General features: G+C 57.6%; 19 protein-coding genes and 1 pseudogene. 15 read left to right on the top strand and 5 right to left on the bottom strand.

Going from position 1 to position 19,239, the window contains the following annotated elements; translation table 11 throughout:
• Positions 1 to 118: 118 nt before the first annotated feature.
• The 9 genes from MKleb_RS01160 (at position 119) to corA (ending at position 8,660) form a co-directional block, all read left to right on the top strand.
• Positions 119 to 1,579, top strand: a complete 1,461-nt coding sequence (locus MKleb_RS01160; protein WP_025108405.1) for a MocR-like pyridoxine biosynthesis transcription factor PdxR — start codon at positions 119 to 121, stop codon at positions 1,577 to 1,579.
• Positions 1,580 to 1,742: 163 nt separating this feature from the next.
• Complete coding sequence (gene lptM, locus MKleb_RS01165; protein ID WP_009651708.1) at positions 1,743 to 1,946, top strand: LPS translocon maturation chaperone LptM; 204 nt, start codon at positions 1,743 to 1,745, stop codon at positions 1,944 to 1,946.
• Between the two features lie 25 nt (positions 1,947 to 1,971).
• On the top strand, positions 1,972 to 2,796 hold the full coding sequence (gene dapF, locus MKleb_RS01170; RefSeq protein ID WP_004127458.1) for a diaminopimelate epimerase: 825 nt from the start codon (positions 1,972 to 1,974) through the stop codon (positions 2,794 to 2,796).
• Positions 2,793 to 3,500, top strand: a complete 708-nt coding sequence (locus MKleb_RS01175; protein WP_025108404.1) for a DUF484 domain-containing protein — start codon at positions 2,793 to 2,795, stop codon at positions 3,498 to 3,500. The genes dapF and MKleb_RS01175 overlap by 4 nt, the downstream gene beginning before the upstream one ends.
• Positions 3,497 to 4,399 (top strand): tyrosine recombinase XerC, encoded by a 903-nt coding sequence (gene xerC, locus MKleb_RS01180; protein WP_009651718.1) that lies wholly within the window; start codon positions 3,497 to 3,499, stop codon positions 4,397 to 4,399. Before MKleb_RS01175 ends, xerC begins: the two co-directional genes overlap by 4 nt.
• Positions 4,399 to 5,115, top strand: coding sequence for a 5-amino-6-(5-phospho-D-ribitylamino)uracil phosphatase YigB (gene yigB, locus MKleb_RS01185; protein WP_025108403.1), 717 nt, complete (start codon positions 4,399 to 4,401; stop codon positions 5,113 to 5,115). Before xerC ends, yigB begins: the two co-directional genes overlap by 1 nt.
• A 77-nt stretch (positions 5,116 to 5,192) precedes the next feature.
• Positions 5,193 to 7,355 (top strand): DNA helicase II, encoded by a 2,163-nt coding sequence (gene uvrD / locus MKleb_RS01190; RefSeq protein ID WP_014227469.1) that lies wholly within the window; start codon positions 5,193 to 5,195, stop codon positions 7,353 to 7,355.
• Positions 7,356 to 7,503: 148 nt separating this feature from the next.
• Positions 7,504 to 7,560, top strand: a complete 57-nt coding sequence (gene ysgD, locus MKleb_RS30265) for a YsgD/CorL family protein (RefSeq protein WP_349817343.1) — start codon at positions 7,504 to 7,506, stop codon at positions 7,558 to 7,560.
• 149 nt (positions 7,561 to 7,709) lie between these two features.
• Positions 7,710 to 8,660, top strand: coding sequence for a magnesium/cobalt transporter CorA (gene corA / locus MKleb_RS01195; RefSeq protein WP_004097564.1), 951 nt, complete (start codon positions 7,710 to 7,712; stop codon positions 8,658 to 8,660).
• A gap of 41 nt (positions 8,661 to 8,701) precedes the next feature.
• Here corA and rarD read toward each other — a convergent pair whose 3' ends face one another.
• Together rarD and yigI are read right to left on the bottom strand one after the other, a co-directional pair.
• Positions 8,702 to 9,595, bottom strand: a complete 894-nt coding sequence (gene rarD, locus MKleb_RS01200) for an EamA family transporter RarD (RefSeq protein WP_025108402.1) — start codon at positions 9,593 to 9,595, stop codon at positions 8,702 to 8,704.
• A 49-nt stretch (positions 9,596 to 9,644) separates the two neighbouring features.
• Entirely contained in the window at positions 9,645 to 10,109 is a 465-nt protein-coding gene (gene yigI / locus MKleb_RS01205) for an acyl-CoA thioesterase YigI (protein WP_004097567.1), read from the bottom strand.
• Between the two features lie 155 nt (positions 10,110 to 10,264).
• Here yigI and pldA point away from each other — a divergent pair, with 155 nt between their 5' ends.
• The 3 genes from pldA to rhtC all read left to right on the top strand — a co-directional run bounded on the left by pldA (position 10,265) and on the right by rhtC (position 13,716).
• Positions 10,265 to 11,137, top strand: coding sequence for a phospholipase A (gene pldA, locus MKleb_RS01210; RefSeq protein WP_004097569.1), 873 nt, complete (start codon positions 10,265 to 10,267; stop codon positions 11,135 to 11,137).
• A 67-nt stretch (positions 11,138 to 11,204) separates the two neighbouring features.
• Positions 11,205 to 13,031, top strand: coding sequence for an ATP-dependent DNA helicase RecQ (gene recQ / locus MKleb_RS01215; RefSeq protein WP_025108401.1), 1,827 nt, complete (start codon positions 11,205 to 11,207; stop codon positions 13,029 to 13,031).
• 61 nt (positions 13,032 to 13,092) lie between these two features.
• Positions 13,093 to 13,716, top strand: a complete 624-nt coding sequence (gene rhtC, locus MKleb_RS01220; protein ID WP_025108400.1) for a threonine export protein RhtC — start codon at positions 13,093 to 13,095, stop codon at positions 13,714 to 13,716.
• Between the two features lie 41 nt (positions 13,717 to 13,757).
• Here the strand turns inward: rhtC and MKleb_RS01225 are convergent.
• Together MKleb_RS01225 and rhtB are read right to left on the bottom strand one after the other, a co-directional pair.
• Positions 13,758 to 14,666, bottom strand: a pseudogene (locus MKleb_RS01225) (Rpn family recombination-promoting nuclease/putative transposase).
• 162 nt (positions 14,667 to 14,828) lie between these two features.
• Positions 14,829 to 15,449, bottom strand: coding sequence for a homoserine/homoserine lactone efflux protein (rhtB, locus tag MKleb_RS01230; protein WP_025108398.1), 621 nt, complete (start codon positions 15,447 to 15,449; stop codon positions 14,829 to 14,831).
• 109 nt (positions 15,450 to 15,558) lie between these two features.
• Here rhtB and pldB point away from each other — a divergent pair, with 109 nt between their 5' ends.
• The 3 genes from pldB (at position 15,559) to MKleb_RS01245 (ending at position 18,383) form a co-directional block, all read left to right on the top strand.
• Entirely contained in the window at positions 15,559 to 16,551 is a 993-nt protein-coding gene (gene pldB / locus MKleb_RS01235) for a lysophospholipase L2 (protein ID WP_004097574.1), read from the top strand.
• A gap of 43 nt (positions 16,552 to 16,594) precedes the next feature.
• Positions 16,595 to 17,395 carry a sugar/pyridoxal phosphate phosphatase YigL gene (gene yigL, locus MKleb_RS01240; protein WP_025108397.1) on the top strand — a complete coding sequence of 267 codons (801 nt, stop codon included), beginning with the start codon at positions 16,595 to 16,597 and terminating at the stop codon, positions 17,393 to 17,395.
• A gap of 88 nt (positions 17,396 to 17,483) precedes the next feature.
• Positions 17,484 to 18,383, top strand: a complete 900-nt coding sequence (locus MKleb_RS01245) for a carboxylate/amino acid/amine transporter (RefSeq protein WP_025108396.1) — start codon at positions 17,484 to 17,486, stop codon at positions 18,381 to 18,383.
• Here the strand turns inward: MKleb_RS01245 and metR are convergent.
• Entirely contained in the window at positions 18,271 to 19,224 is a 954-nt protein-coding gene (metR, locus tag MKleb_RS01250) for an HTH-type transcriptional regulator MetR (protein WP_004097578.1), read from the bottom strand. The genes MKleb_RS01245 and metR overlap by 113 nt on opposite strands.
• Positions 19,225 to 19,239: the final 15 nt, after the last annotated feature.

Consider the following 19,239-nt stretch of genomic DNA (forward strand, 5'->3'; position numbering starts at 1 on the left):
TTCAGGGTTCAGAGAGCGATGAAAGGCGTCGCTTTCATCATGAGTATTAATGCGCCTATGCTAATTGTCATATTGGATGTATAACAGGACCAAAAACCCACGATATTAAGGTGCCAATTTGTCGGTTGCTCTGCCTTTTGATTTAACGGGTATAAAGCTGGATGCTGGCAGAAAGCGTAGCGAGCAGCTTTATCGCGCCCTGAGAGAGAAGATGGTGAATACGCCCGGTCTTCACGGGGCTAAACTACCCGCGACGCGTGAGCTGGCGCGGCTGCTGGGGGTTTCTCGCAATACGGTGGTCTCGGTCTACGAGCGTTTATATGCCGATGATTTAATTGAAACCCGACAGGGCGACGGCACCTATATACGTTATCGCGGGCAGGAGGTTGACGAAGGCCCCGACGTCCCTGAAATCCCTGCCTTACGCGTCGACTCGCGCCTGCCGCTGACGGCGCGGTTTAATCGCCATTTTGTGCACGATGGCCCGCCGAAGGCTTTTCGCATCGGCATGCCCGCGATTGACCATTTCCCGTTTGATACCTGGTCGCGCCTGCAAAACCGCTTCTGGCGGCGGCGACCCATTGCGCAAATGGGTTACGGCGTTCCGGCGGGCGATTTACAGCTGCGCGAGCTTATCGCCAGCTATCTGCATACCTCGCGCGGCCTGAAGTGCGATCCGGCTCAGGTGATTATTACCCTTGGCGCACAACAGGCGATAATGCTCTGTTCCGCGCTGCTGCTGCGCGTCGGGCAGGACGTCATTATGGAAAACCCCTGCCACTGGGCGGCGGCGGGCGTATTCTCCTGCCTTGGTTTGAATATTAAAGCGATTAACGTTGATGATGAGGGGCTTCAGACGGCGCAGTTGACGGATTATCCCGACGCCCGGATGGTCTACGTGAGCCCGTCATGCCAGTACCCGACGGGCGCGACGCTCTCGCTATCGCGGCGGATGACGCTGCTGGAGTGGGCCAGAAAGCATCAGGCGTGGATTATGGAGGATGATTACGACGGCGAGTATCGCTATAACGGCACGCCGCTGATGCCGCTCGCCGCGCTGGATAACCGCCATCGGGTGATTTATATCGGTTCGTTTTCCAAAGTGATGTATCCCGCGCTACGCCTGGGCTACATGGTGGTTCCGCAACAGCTGGTGGAACCGCTGAACCTGCTGCGTACGCTATCCACCCGCCAGCCGCCAATGAACGACCAGCAGGTGATGGCGAGCTTTATTTCGGAGGGTCATTTCCAGCCCCATATCCGGCGAATGCGCAGAATTAGTAAAAGCCGTCGCGATCTGCTGCTGGCCGAATGGAATCAGCATCTGAGCCATATTGGCGTGATGCCGGAAGTGGCCTCGGGGCTACATGCGGCGATTACGCTGGATGATGCTGAAACAGAAACCCGTCTCGTTAGCCAGGCCCAGGCGGCAGGCGTGGAAATTACGCCGCTGAGCGCATTGTGGATCCCCGGTACGCCTGAAAGCCGCCATCATTACGGCGTGGTGCTGGGATTTGCCGGCGTGATGGAAGCGGATATTGTGCAGTCGATACAGGTGCTAAAAAAATGCTGGCAGTGAACCTGCTAAAATGAATACTCAGCGTATATCCACCAACGCGTTTGCGCTGTAACCCTGGTGGAAAGCCGCTTTTCAGATGTCATAAAGCTGCCCTAAACGCTTGCTTTTACGTCTTCTCCTGCGATGATAGAAAACAGAAAGAATGAATTACGGGCTACTATCCATGAAAAACGTTTTCCCAGCGCTTGCCGTTTTATTTGCGGTCCTCAGCCTCACCGGCTGTGGTCTGAAAGGGCCGCTCTATTTCCCGCCAGCGGATAAAACGGCGCCTCCGCCGACTAAACCGGTTGATAGCGGTATCCAGAGCTCTACGCCGGATCGTAACGATCGCGGTGATAGCGGTGGTCCGACCCAGGTGAATTACTGACAGTTCCGCGCTGCTGGAGTAGATGATGCAGTTCTCTAAAATGCATGGCCTTGGCAATGACTTTATGGTTGTTGACGCGGTAACTCAGAATGTTTTTTTCTCACCGGAACTGATTCGTCGTCTGGCGGATCGGCATCTTGGCGTGGGATTCGATCAGCTGCTGGTGGTTGAGCCGCCCTACGATCCGGAGCTCGACTTCCACTATCGCATCTTCAATGCCGACGGTAGCGAGGTGGCGCAATGCGGCAACGGCGCGCGCTGTTTCGCCCGCTTTGTGCGGCTGAAAGGCCTGACCAATAAACGTGACATCCGCGTCAGTACCTCGAACGGCCGTATGGTATTAAGCGTAACGGAAGACGATCTGGTGCGCGTGAATATGGGTGAGCCAAACTTCGAACCGTCGCAGGTGCCGTTCCGCGCCAACAAAGCGGAAAAGACCTATATCATGCGCGCCGCTGAACAGACAGTATTGTGCGGCGTGGTGTCGATGGGCAACCCGCACTGCGTTATCCAGGTCGATGATGTGGAAACCGCGACGGTGGAAACGCTCGGCCCGGTGATGGAAAACCACGAGCGCTTCCCGGAGCGGGCGAACATCGGCTTTATGCAGGTGGTCAGCCGCTCCCATATTCGCCTGCGCGTGTATGAACGCGGCGCGGGTGAAACGCAGGCCTGCGGCAGCGGCGCCTGCGCGGCGGCGGCAGTCGGTATCCAGCAGGGGTTACTGGGCGAGGAGGTCCGCGTGGAATTACCCGGCGGGCGTCTTGATATCGCCTGGAAAGGTCCGGGCCAACCGCTGTATATGACTGGCCCGGCGGCACATGTCTATGACGGATTTATTCATTTATGAAACAAGTCGGGGAAGAACAGCAGGAACTCGCCAGCGAGCTGAACGATCGCGCAGTGGTGGACTATCTGTTGCAACATCCTGAATTCTTTATTCGTAATGCGGCGCTGGTGGAGCATATGTCGGTGCCGCATCCGGTACGTGGTTCGGTCTCGCTGGTGGAATGGCACATGGCGCGGGCGCGGAACCATATCAACGTGCTGGAAGAGAATATGACGCTGCTGATGGCCCAGGCGACGGCTAACGAAAGCCTGTTTCAGCGCCTGTTTGATCTCCAGACGCGGCTGGCGGCGGCCGATAGCCTTGATGAAATGCTGAACCGCTTTCATCGCTGGGCGCGCGAGCTGGGCCTGGCGGGCGCCACGGTGCGCCTGTTTCCCGACAGCTGGCGGCTCGGCGCGCCCTCCAAATTCACTCATCTGGCGATAAGCCGTCAGGCGTTTGAGCCTATTCGCATTCAGCGTCTTGGGCAACAGCGCCATTATCTTGGCCCATTAAACGGCCCGGAACTGCTGGTGGTGCTGCCGGAAGCAAAAGCTGTGGGTTCGGTGGCGATGTCGCTGCTGGGAGGGGATGAAGCGCCCGGCGTGATGCTGTTCAGCAGTCGCGACCCTCAGCACTATCAGCAAGGTCAGGGAACGCAGCTTTTGCAGGAAATTGCGTCGATGCTCCCGGGGTTGCTGGAGCGCTGGATCGAGCGCGCATGACCGACTCGCCGCTGTTTACGCCCGTAGAACGCTTTTTACGCTATCTCGGCGTGGAGCGTCAGCTGAGCCCGATAACGCTGCTGAACTACCGCCGCCAGCTTGAGACGCTTATCGCGCTGGCGGATAGCGCCGGGCTGAAAAGCTGGCAGCAGTGCGATGCTGCCCAGGTCCGTAGCCTGGCGGTGCGCAGCCGTCGCCAGGGGCTGGGGCCAGCCAGCCTGGCTTTACGTCTCTCCGCCTTACGCAGCTTCTTTGACTGGCTGGTGAGCCAGGGCGAACTGGCCGCGAATCCGGCGAAGGGGATTTCGGCGCCGAAAACACCGCGCCATTTACCGAAAAATATCGACGTCGACGACGTTAACCGACTGCTGGATATCGATCTTAACGATCCGCTGGCGGTACGCGACAGGGCGATGCTGGAAGTGATGTACGGTGCGGGACTGCGTCTCTCGGAGCTGGTTAATCTCGACATTAAGCACCTCGATCTGGAATCCGGCGAGGTGTGGGTGATGGGCAAAGGCAGCAAAGAGCGCCGCCTGCCGATTGGCCGCAACGCGGTGGTGTGGATTGAGCACTGGCTCGACCTGCGCGGCCTGTTCGGCGCTGATGAAGACGCCCTGTTCTTATCAAAGCTGGGTAAGCGAATTTCCGCGCGTAACGTGCAAAAGCGCTTTGCCGAATGGGGCATTAAGCAGGGCCTCAACAGCCACGTGCATCCGCATAAGCTGCGCCACTCTTTCGCGACCCATATGCTGGAGTCGAGCGGCGATCTGCGCGGGGTGCAGGAGCTGCTGGGTCATGCGAATCTGTCCACCACTCAAATTTATACCCATCTTGATTTTCAACACCTTGCGTCGGTGTACGATGCGGCGCATCCGCGCGCCAAACGGGGGAAATAATGCGTTTTTACCGACCTCTGGGCCAGATTTCAGCACTGACATTTGACCTGGACGATACCCTTTATGACAACCGTCCGGTGATTGACCGAACGCTGCATGAGTCGCTGAGCTTTGTGCGCAGCTACCACCCGTCGCTGAGTCAATTTGACGCCAGCGAACTCAACCGGCTGCGCCAGACGCTGCTGGCGTCAGAGCCGGAAATTTACCACGATGTCACCGAGTGGCGCCGCCGCGCGCTGGAGCTGGGGATGATCAACGCCGGGCTTTCTGCGGCGATGGCGAAAACGGGGGCCGAGGAAGCGATGGCGAACTTCGCCCACTGGCGCAGCCTGATCGATGTCCCGCAGGAGACGCACGATACGCTGGCGCAGCTGGCGGAAAAGTGGCCGCTGGTGGCCATTACCAACGGTAATGCCCAGCCGGAGCTTTTTGGCCTGAGCGACTACTTCCGCTTCGTGCTGCGCGCCGGTCCGGACGGGCGCTCTAAGCCTTTTGCCGATATGTATCATCTCGCAGCCGAGCGGCTGGCGCTGCCGCTGGGGCAGATTCTGCACGTCGGGGACGATCTGACGACCGACGTGGCGGGCTCCATTCGTTGCGGCATGCAGGCCTGTTGGATCAAACCGCAGGGCGCAGACCTGATGCGCACCGCCGACAGCCGCCTGTTACCGCACATCGAAATTTCACGGTTGGCATCTCTGACCTCGCTGATATAATCGTCAGTAGTTCTGTATAAATTAACAGTAGCCCGGTGGACTGAACGTTGCCGGGCGTCTCATTTCCGGCGGTGCCAATGGACGTTTCTTATCTGCTCGACAGCCTTAATGACAAACAGCGTGAAGCCGTTGCGGCATCACGTACGAATATGCTGGTTCTGGCAGGCGCGGGCAGCGGTAAGACGCGCGTGCTGGTACACCGCATCGCCTGGCTGCTGAGCGTTGAGCACTGTTCCCCTTACTCCATTATGGCGGTGACCTTTACCAATAAAGCGGCGGCGGAAATGCGCCATCGTATTGGCCAACTGATGGGTACCACCCAGGGCGGTATGTGGGTCGGCACTTTCCACGGATTGGCGCACCGGCTGCTGCGCGCTCATCACCTTGACGCCAACCTGCCGCAGGACTTCCAGATCCTCGACAGCGAAGACCAGCTGCGCCTGCTCAAGCGTCTGATTAAGGCGATGAATCTCGATGAGAAGCAGTGGCCGCCGCGTCAGGCGATGTGGTACATCAACGGCCAGAAAGATGAAGGGCTGCGCCCGCACCATATACAGAGCTACGGTAACCCGGTTGAGCAGACCTGGCAGAAGGTTTATCAGGCCTACCAGGAGGCCTGCGATCGGGCGGGGCTGGTGGATTTCGCCGAACTGCTGCTGCGCGCCCACGAACTGTGGCTCAACAAGCCGCACATTCTTCAGCACTACCGCGAGCGCTTTACCAATATCCTGGTGGACGAATTTCAGGATACCAACAACATTCAGTACGCGTGGATCCGCCTGCTGGCGGGCGATACCGGCAAGGTGATGATCGTCGGCGATGACGATCAGTCCATTTACGGCTGGCGCGGCGCGCAGGTGGAGAACATCCAGCGCTTCCTCAACGATTTCCCCGGCGCGGAAACTATCCGCCTCGAGCAAAACTATCGCTCGACCAGCAATATCCTCAGCGCGGCCAACGCCCTGATTGAAAACAACAGCGGGCGTCTGGGGAAAAAGCTGTGGACCGACGGCGCCGACGGCGAGCCGATTTCGCTCTACTGCGCGTTTAACGATCTTGATGAAGCGCGCTTTGTCGTCAACCGCATCAAAACCTGGCAGGAAAACGGCGGGGCGCTGGAGCAGTGCGCGATTCTGTATCGCAGCAACGCCCAGTCGCGCGTGCTGGAAGAGGCGCTGCTGCAGGCCAGCATGCCGTATCGTATTTATGGCGGCATGCGCTTCTTCGAACGCCAGGAGATCAAAGATGCGCTCTCCTATCTGCGCCTGATCGCCAATCGTAATGACGACGCGGCCTTTGAGCGCGTGGTGAATACCCCGACGCGCGGTATCGGCGATCGCACGCTGGACGTGGTGCGCCAGACCTCGCGCGACCGTCAGCTGACGCTGTGGCAGGCCTGTCGCGAGCTGTTAAAAGATAAAGTGCTTGCCGGACGCGCCGCCAGCGCCCTGCAGCGTTTTATGGAACTCATTGACGCCCTGGCGCAGGAAACCGCCGATATGCCGCTGCACGTGCAGACCGATCGGGTGATTAAAGACTCCGGCCTGCGCATGATGTACGAGCAGGAGAAAGGCGAGAAAGGCCAGACGCGCATTGAAAACTTAGAGGAGCTGGTGACGGCAACGCGCCAGTTCAGCTACAACGAAGAAGATGAAGATTTGATGCCGCTGCAGGCGTTCCTCTCGCATGCGGCGCTGGAAGCGGGAGAAGGGCAGGCGGATACCTGGCAGGATGCGGTACAGCTGATGACCCTGCACTCGGCGAAAGGGCTGGAGTTCCCGCAGGTCTTTATCGTCGGCGTGGAAGAGGGGATGTTCCCGAGCCAGATGGCGCTTGATGAGGGCGGCCGCCTGGAAGAAGAACGCCGTCTGGCCTACGTCGGCGTCACCCGCGCGATGCAGAAGCTCACGCTGACCTATGCGGAAACCCGCCGCCTGTATGGCAAAGAGGTTTATCACCGTCCGTCGCGCTTTATCGGCGAGCTGCCGGAGTCGTGCGTGGAAGAGGTGCGGCTGCGCGCCACGGTGAGCCGTCCGGTCAGCCATCAGCGGATGGGGACGCCGATGGCGGAAAACGACACCGGCTATAAGCTGGGCCAGCGCGTGCGCCATGCCAAGTTTGGCGAAGGCACGATCGTGAACCTCGAAGGCAGCGGCGAACACAGCCGCCTGCAGGTTGCGTTTCAGGGGCAGGGGATTAAATGGCTGGTCGCGGCGTATGCCCGGCTTGAAACAGTGTAACAGTAAGAAAAGTATCATTATTTTGTAATATTCTGCTACCTTTATACGTTAAGGAGCTTGATTTGCTCTTTAGCGTTCCGTTGCGTGTTGACGCCGTTTTTGCGCTGGCGTAACATGCGCGCACGATTACGCTAAGAGGACATTCGCCTTGGACACACCCAGTAGATGCTGGCTCAATTTCCTGCCCATCAGGAACAACTCCTAAGGCTATCCTCTTATGCTGATAGCCTTAGCGGTTGTCGGCGACCCGTTCTATTCCCGTCGCTCTGAGTCAGGCTTAATGGTCTGAAACCCAAATTGTTTCTGTGTGCCCACCGAACTGTCCGATAATTTTTTGCATTGGGAGTCCCGGTCATGCTGAGCGCATTTCAACTGGAAAACAATCGTTTAACGCGTCTGGAAGCCGACGAGATCAAGCACCTCGCCAGTTCGGTGTGGGTCGATCTGGTCGAGCCTGACGACGATGAACGAAGCCGCGTGCAAACGGAATTGGGCCAGAACCTGGCGACGCGCCCGGAGCTGGAAGACATCGAAGCGTCAGCGCGTTTCTTTGAGGATGAAGACGGCCTGCATATCCACTCATTTTTCTTTTTTGAAGATGCTGAGGATCACGCCGGTAACTCTACCGTCGCGTTTACTATCCGCGAAGGGCGTCTGTTCACCCTGCGCGAACGGGAGCTGCCCGCTTTCCGCCTCTATCGCATGCGCGCCCGCAGCCAGTCGATGGTGGACGGCAACGCTTACGAGCTGCTGCTGGACCTGTTCGAAACCAAAATCGAGCAGTTGGCGGATGAAATTGAAAACATCTATAGCGACCTGGAAAAGCTCAGCCGGGTGATCATGGAAGGCCGTCAGGGCGATGATTACGATGAGGCGCTCTCGACGCTGGCGGAGCAGGAAGATATCGGCTGGAAAGTCCGCCTGTGTCTGATGGATACCCAGCGTGCGCTGAACTTCCTCGTGCGCAAAGCCCGCCTTCCGGCCGGTCAGCTGGAGCAGGCGCGTGAGATCCTGCGCGACATCGAATCCCTGCTGCCGCACAACGAGTCGCTGTTCCAGAAGGTTAACTTCCTGATGCAGGCGGCGATGGGTTTTATCAACATTGAGCAGAACCGCATCATCAAGATCTTCTCGGTGGTCTCCGTGGTGTTCCTGCCGCCGACGCTGGTGGCTTCCAGCTATGGGATGAACTTTGAGTTTATGCCCGAGCTGCACTGGAGCTTTGGCTATCCCGGCGCGATTGTCTTTATGATGCTCGCCGGCCTGGCGCCGTATCTGTACTTTAAGCGTAAAAACTGGCTGTAAAAAAAGGAGCTTCGGCTCCTTTTTTGCGTACCAGCTTGGCTTTATGCCCTACGCGTACGGCGTATTGTGTAAACCGCATCCATCACGAAAATCGCCAGCGCCACCCAGATAAAGGCGAAGGTTATCATTTTATCTGCGCCCGGCGCTTCGCCGTAGAAGGTTACCGCCAGCAGGAACATCAGCGTCGGGCCGATATACTGGAAAAATCCCAGCGTGGAGAGGCGCAGACGCGTCGCCGCTCCGGTAAAGCACAGCAGCGGGATGGTGGTGACCACGCCCGCCGCCATCAGCAGCAGGTTCAGCGACCACGGATTCTGCCCCATGTGGCTGGTCGGGCTATCGGCAATACCAAACAGATAAATCGCGGCGACCGGCAGCAGCCAGAGCGTCTCAAACAGCATCCCGGTTTGCGCATCCACGGCGATCTTTTTACGCAGCAGGCCGTAAAAAGCGAAGCTGAACGCCAGGCCCAGCGCGATAATCGGCAGCGAGCCGAAGGTCCAGAGCTGTACCAGCACGCCGCAGGCGGCCAGCAGCACCGCCAGCCACTGCATCCGGCGAAAGCGCTCCCCGAGGAAGATCATCCCCAGCAGAATATTCACCAGCGGATTGATAAAATAGCCCAGGCTGGCTTCCAGCATATGATGGTTATTCACCGCCCAGATAAACAGCAGCCAGTTGCCGCCCACCAGCACCGCAGAGAGCGCCAGCAGGAACACCTTTTTCGGCGTTTTCAGCAGCCTTTTGACCTGCGGCCACTGACGGCTGATGCTGATCAGCGCGACCATGAAGAAGAAGGACCAGATCACGCGGTGAGTCAGAATTTCATCGGCGGGAACATAGTAGATAAGCTTGAAGTACGCCGGCGCGATACCCCAGATAAAATAGGCGGCCAGGGCCAGAAGAATCCCCACCCGCGTTTGTTTAGCGTCCATCGGTACAAATCCATTGCCAAAGAGAGAGATGTTACTCGATTTAGGCCGATCAACCCACCATATACGTCGCCGTGGCGCTGGCGATATACACCTGCTCTTCGTTATGCAGCTCGACGCGGGCCACCGCCACTTTATTACCGGCGCGCAGCAGGCTGCTGGTGGCGGTAAAGCGTTCCCCGCGGCCCGGACGCAGGTAGTCGACGCGCAGATCGATAGTGCCCATCCGCGACAGGCGCTGGCGCAGCTCTTCTTCATTGATGGTGTCGTGGCGAGTCAGCGTGCTGCCGACGCATACCAGCCCCGCAGCGACGTCCAGCGCTGAGGCGATCACGCCGCCATGTAAAATGCTCTGCGCCCAGTTGCCCACCATCATCGGCTGATTGTTGAAACTCAGCTGGGCAAACTCCTTTTCGTAGCGCTCCAGCTCCAGCCCTAAGGCACGATTAAACGGCATATGGTAGACGAAGATCTCTCCCACCAGCTTCAGGGCGGCGGCGGCGGTCAGTTCAGACATAACAACACTTCCATAAGTTAATGAAATGTTGATTTTATGCTTCTAAAATATTGATTTCTACTTTAAGAACGGATAACAGGTCAGATGCCGCATAAATAGGTAGAATGCTGCCTGGGTTAAACAGAAATAATAAATATCCATCCAGGAGAACAGCAATGCGTATCTCTTTGGCCTGCCTGCTGGCGCTTGTTGCGCTTCCGGCCGGCGTTCTGGCGCAGGACGCGCCGGTGAATAAACAGGTCCACGACGCTCCGGTCGTTCGCGGGAGCATTATCGCCAACCTGTTACAGGACCATGATAATCCGTTCCTGCTCTATCCCTACGAGAGCAACTATCTGCTCTATACGTGGACCAGCGATCTCAATAAAGAAGCGATTCGTAGCTACGACTGGGCCGAAAATGCGCGTAAAGATGAAGTGAAGTTCCAGCTCAGCCTGGCGTTTCCGCTGTGGCGAGGGATCCTCGGCGAGAATTCGCTGCTGGGCGCTTCTTATACGCAAAAATCCTGGTGGCAGCTCTCCAACAGCAAAGAGTCCGCGCCGTTTCGCGAAACCAACTATGAACCGCAGCTGTTCCTCGGGTTTGCGACCGATTACTCGTTCGCCGGCTGGACGCTGCGCGACGTTGAGATGGGTTATAACCACGACTCTAACGGCCGTTCCGATCCCACCTCCCGCAGCTGGAACCGCCTCTATACCCGGCTGATGGCGCAAAACGGCAACTGGCTGGTTGAGGTGAAGCCCTGGTACGTGATTGGCAGCACCGACGATAACCCGGATATCACCAAATATATGGGGTATTACCGGCTGAAAGTGGGCTATCAGCTGGGCGACGCCATCCTCAGCGCCCAGGGGCAATATAACTGGAATACCGGCTACGGCGGCGCCGAGCTTGGGGTGAGCTATCCGATCACCAAACACGTGCGCGTCTATACTCAGGTCTATAGCGGTTATGGCGAGTCGCTCATCGATTATAACTTCAATCAGACCCGCGTCGGCGTCGGGCTGATGCTCAACGATCTGTTTTAATCGTTGCACTCTGGCTCTCAGGCGCTGAAAATAGCGCCTGTTTTCTTTTCAGGCATATGGGGTCAACGTGGCGCAGGCGGAAGTATTGAATCAGGAATCGCTGGCTAAGCAGGTTTTACAAGAGACCTTCGGCTACCAGCAGTTTCGCCCGGGCCAGGAAACCATTATCGATACGGCGTTGGCCGGGCGCGATTGCCTGGTGGTGATGCCAACCGGCGGCGGCAAGTCGCTGTGTTATCAGGTTCCGGCGCTGGTACTGGGCGGTCTCACCGTCGTGGTGTCGCCGCTTATTTCCTTGATGAAGGACCAGGTCGATCAGCTGCTGGCTAACGGCGTGGCGGCGGCGTGCCTGAACTCAACCCAGAGCCGGGAGCAGCAGCAGGAGGTGATGGCCGGCTGCCGCAGCGGGCAGATTCGCCTGCTGTATATCGCCCCGGAGCGCCTGATGCTGGATAACTTCCTTGAGCATCTTACGCACTGGAATCTGTCGATGGTGGCGGTGGACGAGGCGCACTGTATTTCCCAGTGGGGGCACGATTTCCGTCCGGAATACGCCGCGTTAGGGCAGCTGCGCCAGCGGATACCGCAAATCCCGTTTATGGCGCTGACCGCCACCGCCGATGACACGACGCGTCGCGACATTGTTCGCCTGCTGGACCTAAACGACCCGCTCATTCAGGTCAGCAGCTTCGACCGACCCAACATCCGCTATATGCTGATGGAGAAGTTTAAGCCGCTGGATCAGCTGATGCGCTACGTGCAGGACCAGCGCGGTAAGTCGGGCATTATCTACTGCAATAGCCGCTCAAAAGTGGAAGACACCGCCGCTCGCCTGCAAAGCCGCGGTATCAGCGCCGCGGCCTATCACGCCGGGCTGGAAAACCATATCCGCGCCGACGTGCAGGAAAAATTCCAGCGCGACGACCTGCAAATCGTGGTGGCGACGGTAGCCTTCGGTATGGGTATCAACAAACCGAACGTCCGTTTTGTGGTGCATTTCGATATCCCCCGCAATATTGAATCCTATTACCAGGAGACCGGGCGCGCCGGGCGCGATGGGCTGCCTGCCGAGGCGATGCTGTTTTACGATCCGGCGGATATGGCGTGGCTCCGACGCTGCCTTGAGGAGAAACCCGCCGGGCCGCTGCAGGACATTGAACGCCATAAGCTCAACGCGATGGGGGCCTTTGCCGAAGCGCAAACCTGCCGCCGTCTGGTGCTGCTCAACTACTTTGGCGAGGGGCGCCAGGAGCCCTGCGGCAACTGCGATATCTGCCTCGAACCGCCGAAACAGTACGACGGTTTAATGGACGCGCGTAAGGCGCTGTCGACGATTTACCGCGTCAATCAGCGCTTTGGTATGGGCTACGTGGTGGAAGTGCTGCGCGGCGCCAATAACCAGCGTATTCGCGATATGGGGCACGACAAGCTGCCGGTCTACGGCATTGGGCGCGAACAGAGCCACGAGCATTGGGTCAGCGTGATCCGTCAACTTATTCATTTAGGCCTGGTTACGCAGAATATAGCCCAGCACTCTGCGCTACAGCTTACCGAGGCCGCGCGTCCGGTCCTGCGCGGCGACGTGACGCTACAGCTTGCCGTGCCGCGTATTGTGGCGCTGAAGCCGAAAGCGATGCAGAAATCCTTTGGCGGTAATTACGATCGCAAGCTGTTCGCCAAGCTGCGCAAACTGCGTAAGGCGATTGCCGACGAAGAGAATATCCCGCCCTACGTGGTGTTTAACGATGCGACGCTAATTGAAATGGCTGAGCAAACGCCGCTGACGGCCGGGGAGATGCTCAGCGTCAACGGCGTTGGCACGCGTAAGCTCGAGCGTTTTGGTAAAGAGTTTATGGCCCTGATTCGCGCGCACGTGGATGGCGATGATGAGTAGTCAGCCAGACGAAAAAGTGTAAATATAGTTTTCGTCCTGACTATTTCCCTGCGAGTTAATTATGTTGACGCTTTTTTTCACCGTGGCGCTGGTGCATATCATTGCGCTGATGAGTCCTGGCCCGGACTTCTTCTTTGTTTCACAAACCGCCGTTAGCCGCTCCCGCAAAGAGGCGATGATGGGCGTGCTGGGGATCACCTGCGGAGTAATGATATGGGCGGGCGTAGCGCTGCTCGGCCTGAACCTGATTATCGAGAAGATGGCCTGGCTGCATACCATTATTATGGTCGGCGGCGGCCTGTATCTGTGCTGGATGGGTTTCCAGATGCTGCGCGGCGCGCTGAAAAAAAGCGAAGCGGCAGCGGCGGTAGAGCCTCAGGTCGAACTGGCGCGCAGCGGCCGGAGCTTCCTGAAAGGGCTGCTGACCAATCTGGCTAACCCAAAAGCGATTATCTATTTTGGCTCCGTGTTCTCGCTGTTTGTCGGCGACAGCGTCAGTTCCGGCGCGCGCTGGGGGATTTTCCTGCTGATTGTTCTGGAGACGCTGGCCTGGTTTACGGTGGTCGCCAGCCTGTTCGCCCTACCGGGCATGCGCCGCGGCTATCAGCGGATGGCGAAGTGGATAGACGGCATTGCCGGTACTCTGTTTGCCGGGTTTGGTATTCACCTGATTATTTCGCGCTAAGCGTTCTGCGGCCCGCCCAAGGGTTATGGGCGGGCCGGATATTAATGACGCAGCTGCTGCAAATCGTCGGACGTCAGACCGGTCATTTCCATAACCGCAGTAGTATCAATGCCCCGCTCGAGCATGGCCTTTGCGACGTTAAGAAGCGCAGCGCGTTTGCCCTCTTTTATGCCTTCCTTAATGCCCTTCTGCATACCTTCCTCAAGCCACTTTTCTGCCAGAGTCATCAGTACACCTCCATGTTGCGGCACCCGCTGTGCCAGCTCATATAATAGCGGCCGAACATCCTGCTCTTCTCCCGCCTGGGCCATATATTTTATCAGTACGGTAATTTGTTGTCTGCTCATCTGTTCCAGCAACAGCAGGCTGGTGAGCTTGTCGACGAGCTCGGCCATATCGCGCTGCCATATATGCTTTTATACCAGCGTCAGGGCCGCCATACTCCGGTGCTCCATGATTTCGTCATCGGGAATAACGGTGATGTCCACCAGCGGAAAGGCGGTGGAGTAAATCTGGCGCGCAGTATCCGGATCGGCAAAGTTCTCCAGCCAGTCCAGCGACCAGGGATAGGGGCTTCGCCGTCCCTGATAAAAAAGAATCGGGATCACCAGAGGTAGCGTTTTATGCCCTTCTTCTATGTGCCGCTGCATAGCAGCGATGGCATAGCGCATTAAACGAAACGCCATTAATTTATCTGGCGAACTTTGATGTTCAATCAGAACGTGAACATAGCCGCAACCACTGGTCGTTTCCAGAGAATAGAGGATATCGCTGTAGTAGGGGCGCAGATCATCTTCAATAAAGCTTCCTGACTCAAGGCGTAGGGTATCCAGTTTGCAAATTTGCATGAGTGAGGGGGGCAGATGGATCTCGATAAAATCCCGTGCGGTTTCCACACGGGAGAGAAAAGTTCTGAATACCGCATCGTGAGGGGTTGCCGCTTCCGCCATCGTTTTCGTCCATGAAGAAGAGAATCTGGCGGCATTCTGGCACTGGCGCTGCGAGTTCAACAGCGGGCAAAAAAATTATCTTTGTTCTTTGCCCGCCTGCTCGGCTGAGGATGTCGCTATACCCGCAAAGCTAACGATAATTTGCGAGCGTGCTTCCATCCATCAGGCGTGGCGCTCGGAGGCCAGCAGGGCGCCGACCAGCATAAACAGCGATCCAAAAACCTTGTTTAGCGCCTTCATCTGTTTGGGCCCTTTGATCCACGCGGCGATGCGCTGCGCCAGCGTGGCGTAGCCAATCATCACGATAATATCGACCACGATGGTGGTGACGCCGAGCACGAGGTACTGCATCACCTGGGGCTCATTCGGTACGATAAACTGCGGGAAGAGCGCGGCGAGGAACACGATGCTTTTTGGGTTGGTCAGGTTGACGAACACCGCGCGCTTAAAGAGTTTGCCGCGGCTCTGCGCTTGCGCAAGGGTATTCAGATCGAGAGAACCCGCGGCTCGCCACTGCTGAATGCCGAGCCAGATAAGATAAGCGGCGCCCGCCCATTTCAGGATTTCAAAGGCCAACAGCGAACGGGAAAAAAGCGTACCCAGGCCAACGCCCACCAGCACGATATGAATGCCGAGCCCGGTCTGTAGCCCGGCAATAGAAGCCGCCGCGCCGCGATAACCGTGGTTGATTGAGGTGGTCATGGTATTTATCGCCCCGGATCCCGGCGACAGGCTGAGAATAAGAGATGTCAGCAGATAGGCAAACCACCACTCGAACGTCATGAGAAACTCCCTGATTGTCTGTTTTTATGCCACAATACGCTATTGTGTAAGCATTGTGTGATGCACGATAAAAAAACGATTTTCAGCGGTTATCAGGGGTGTAAGCCCGATGTTTTTGCAGCAAAAGGACTGGGAAACACGAGAAAACGCGTTTGCGGCCTTTACCATGGGGCCACTGACCGATTTCTGGCGTCAGCGGGAAGAGGCTGAATTTACGGGCGTGGATAACGTTCCGGTGCGCTTTGTTCGCTTCTGCGCCAAAAGTCATGACCGGGTCGTGGTTATTTGTCCGGGTCGCATTGAAAGCTACGTTAAGTACGCCGAACTGGCTTACGATCTTTTCCGCAGCGGTTTTGACGTGATGATTATCGATCATCGCGGCCAGGGGCGCTCCGGACGCATGCTTTCAGATACCCACCGCGGGCACGTCGTTAATTTCAGCGATTACGTCGACGATCTCGCCGCGTTCTGGCAGCAGCAGGTGGCGCCCGGACGCTGGCGGAAACGGTTTATACTGGCCCACTCCATGGGCGGCGCCATTGCGACGCTATTTTTGCAGCGCTACCACCAGCATTGCGACGCGATGGCGCTCTGTGCGCCGATGTTCGGCATCGTTATGCGCCTGCCTGACTGGATGGTGCGCCATATTCTCGATTGGGCTGAGGGCCATCAGCGCATTCGTGAAGAGTATGCCCTCGGTACCGGCCGCTGGCGGGCGCTGCCCTTTGCGGTTAACGTACTGACGCACAGCCGTCAACGCTATCGCCGCAACCTGCGCTTTTACGCCGATGAGCCGCAGCTGCGGGTCGGCGGGCCGACGTTCCACTGGGTGCGCGAGGGGATCCTCGCCGGCGAAGAGGTGCTGGCCGGTGCGGAGAAAGACGTCACGCCAACATTATTGCTCCAGGCGGAAGAAGAGCGGGTGGTCGATAACCGTATGCACGATCGCTACTGTGAACTTCGCGCCGCTGGCGGTCATCCCTGTGAAGGGGATAAGCCGTTTGTCATAGAAGGGGCATACCATGAGATCCTTTTTGAAAAGGACGCAATGCGCTCGGTCGCGCTAAACGCTATCGTCGATTTTTTTGGTCGACACACTTAATCCGGCGAAACGCTCGTCGCCCTGCTTAGAGGTTAAAATTTTTATGTACCAGGTTGTTGCGTCTGATTTAGATGGCACGCTGCTTTCTCCCGATCACTGCTTAACTCCTTACGCCAAAGAGACGCTGAAGCTGCTTACCGCACGCGGTATCAACTTCGTGTTCGCGACCGGCCGCCACTACATCGATGTTGGGCAAATTCGCGATAATCTCGGCATTAAATCCTATATGATCACCTCGAACGGCGCTCGCGTGCACGATAGCGAAGGGAAGCAGATCTTCGCCCACAACCTTGACCGCGATATCGCCGCCGACCTGTTCGAAATGATGCGTAACGATCCGGCGATTGTGACCAACGTCTATCGTGAAGATGAGTGGTATATGAATCGCCATCGTCCGGAAGAGATGCGCTTCTTCAAAGAGGCGGTGTTTAACTACAAGCTGTACGAGCCGGGCGAGCTGGATCCTGAAGGGATCAGCAAAGTCTTTTTCACCTGCGATAAGCATGAGCATCTGCTGCCGCTGGAGCAGGCGATCAACGCCCGCTGGGGCGATCGGGTGAACGTGAGCTTCTCTACCGTTACCTGCCTCGAAGTGATGGCGGGCGGCGTGTCGAAAGGGCATGCGCTGGAGGCCGTGGCGAAGATGCTCGGCTATAGCCTGAAAGAGTGTATCGCCTTCGGCGACGGTATGAACGATGCGGAAATGCTGTCAATGGCGGGCAAGGGCTGCATTATGGCCAACGCGCACCAGCGGCTGAAAGACCTGCATCCTGAGCTGGAAGTGATCGGCAGCAACGTCGATGACGCCGTTCCCCACTACCTGCGTAAACTCTATCTTGACTAAAAAAGATTGACGATTGTTTAATTAATGAGCAGTCGTCAACCTATCACTCCGCTACAATGCGTGTTCTTTACTCTATGAGACATTCATTGTGGCGCTACTGATTATCACCACCATTCTGTGGGCCTTTTCCTTTAGCCTGTATGGCGAATACCTGGCAGGCCACGTCGACAGCTATTTTGCGGTGCTGGCGCGCGTTGGCCTGGCGGCGCTGGTGTTTTTGCCCTTCCTGCGCACCCGCGGGCAGAGCCTGTCAACCATCGGCCTGTATATGCTGGTGGGGGCGATGCAGCTCGGCATTATGTATATGCTGAGTTTCCAGGCCTATCTGTACCTGACGGTATCGGAGCTTCTGCTGTTTACCGTCCTGACGCCGCTCTATATCACGCTGATTTACGATGTGATGAGCCGCCGTCGCCTGCGCTGGGGCTACGCCTGCAGCGCGCTGCTGGCGGTAATCGGCGCGGGCATCATCCGTTATGACCAGGTGACCAACCATTTCTGGACCGGTTTGATCCTGGTTCAACTCTCCAATATCAGCTTCGCGATTGGCATGGTGGGGTACAAGCGCCTGATGGAAACGCGTCCGATGCCGCAGCATAACGCCTTCGCCTGGTTCTACATCGGGGCGTTTCTGGTGGCGGCGGTTGCCTGGTCGATGCTGGGTAACGCGCAGAAAATGCCGGAAACTTCGCTACAGTGGGGCATCCTGGCCTTTCTTGGCGTGGCGGCATCCGGGATTGGTTACTTTATGTGGAACTACGGCGCCACCCAGGTGGATGCCGGTACGCTCGGCATCATGAACAATATGCACGTGCCTGCCGGGCTGCTGGTAAACCTGGCCATCTGGCAGACGCAGCCCCGCTGGCCGAGCTTTATTATTGGCGCTCTGGTGATCCTGGCCTCGCTATGGGTCCATCGACGCTGGGTCGCTCCGCACTCCGCACAAACGGTAAATGATCGCAAGCGTGGTTCCGCGCTGAGCGAATAAACGCCTCGGTAACCGGCTGGCGCTGCTCGCCGTCGCGCACCGCGGCGTACAGTCGGCTCCACAGTCCCTCGCCCAGGGTTTTGGTCACCACCAGGCCCTGGCGCTCAAAGCTTTCCACGACCCAGTGCGGCAGGGCGGCGATGCCCATTCGCGCCGCCACCATCTGAATTAACAGCAGCGTATTGTCGACGCTCTTCAGCTGCGGGCTAATCCCGGCAGGCTGCAGGAAGTGACGCCAGATATCCAGACGTGCGCGCTGGACCGGATAAATCAGCAGCATTTCAGTCGCTAAATCCTCGGGCGCGATGCGCGCCTTTGTCGCCAGCGGATGATCCGGCGCCATCACCAGGCGTACTTCGAAATCAAACATTGGCGAATAGTGCAGTCCGCTGCGCGGCAGGATATCGGAGGTCATCACTAGATCCAGCTCGCCCTGCTGCAGGCCCGGCTGCGGGTCGAAGATCACCCCGGACTGAAAGTCCACCTCCACATGCGGCCAGCGGGCGCGGAAACTCTCCAGCGCCGGCGTGAGCCACTGAATACAGCTATGGCATTCGATGGCGATACGCAGCCGGGTTTGCTGCGGCTCATTGCAATCCTGCAGGGCGCGGCTGATTTGCGGCAGGACCTGATTGGCCAGCTGCAGCAGGATCTCTCCCTGCGGCGTAAAGCGCAGCGGCTGACTTTTACGTACAAACAGACGGAAGCCGAGGCGCTGTTCCAGATCGCTGAACTGGTGGGACAAGGCGGATTGGGTCTGGTGCAGGGCCGCCGCCGCGCCTGCCAGAGAGCCGCTATTCCGCAACGCCTGGAGCGTTTTCAGGTGTTTAATTTCGATCATGAAAGTCCTTCACTT

Origin of the sequence: Klebsiella sp. PL-2018 (genome assembly GCF_019048985.1) — a bacterium.
Classification (GTDB): Bacteria; Pseudomonadota; Gammaproteobacteria; order Enterobacterales; family Enterobacteriaceae; genus Klebsiella; species Klebsiella michiganensis.

Bases quoted from the DNA above. Each gene is read 5' to 3' on its own strand.
- lptM (WP_009651708.1), top strand. From the start codon at position 1,743: ATGAAAAACGTTTTCCCAGCGCTTGCCGTTTTATTTGCGGTCCTCAGC.
- dapF (WP_004127458.1), top strand. From the start codon at position 1,972: ATGCAGTTCTCTAAAATGCATGGCCTTGGCAATGACTTTATGGTTGTT.
- MKleb_RS01175 (WP_025108404.1), top strand. From the start codon at position 2,793: ATGAAACAAGTCGGGGAAGAACAGCAGGAACTCGCCAGCGAGCTGAAC.
- xerC (WP_009651718.1), top strand. From the start codon at position 3,497: ATGACCGACTCGCCGCTGTTTACGCCCGTAGAACGCTTTTTACGCTAT.
- yigB (WP_025108403.1), top strand. From the start codon at position 4,399: ATGCGTTTTTACCGACCTCTGGGCCAGATTTCAGCACTGACATTTGAC.
- uvrD (WP_014227469.1), top strand. From the start codon at position 5,193: ATGGACGTTTCTTATCTGCTCGACAGCCTTAATGACAAACAGCGTGAA.
- corA (WP_004097564.1), top strand. From the start codon at position 7,710: ATGCTGAGCGCATTTCAACTGGAAAACAATCGTTTAACGCGTCTGGAA.
- rarD (WP_025108402.1), bottom strand. From the start codon at position 9,595: ATGGACGCTAAACAAACGCGGGTGGGGATTCTTCTGGCCCTGGCCGCC.
- yigI (WP_004097567.1), bottom strand. From the start codon at position 10,109: ATGTCTGAACTGACCGCCGCCGCCGCCCTGAAGCTGGTGGGAGAGATC.
- pldA (WP_004097569.1), top strand. From the start codon at position 10,265: ATGCGTATCTCTTTGGCCTGCCTGCTGGCGCTTGTTGCGCTTCCGGCC.
- rhtC (WP_025108400.1), top strand. From the start codon at position 13,093: ATGTTGACGCTTTTTTTCACCGTGGCGCTGGTGCATATCATTGCGCTG.
- rhtB (WP_025108398.1), bottom strand. From the start codon at position 15,449: ATGACGTTCGAGTGGTGGTTTGCCTATCTGCTGACATCTCTTATTCTC.
- pldB (WP_004097574.1), top strand. From the start codon at position 15,559: ATGTTTTTGCAGCAAAAGGACTGGGAAACACGAGAAAACGCGTTTGCG.
- yigL (WP_025108397.1), top strand. From the start codon at position 16,595: ATGTACCAGGTTGTTGCGTCTGATTTAGATGGCACGCTGCTTTCTCCC.
- metR (WP_004097578.1), bottom strand. From the start codon at position 19,224: ATGATCGAAATTAAACACCTGAAAACGCTCCAGGCGTTGCGGAATAGC.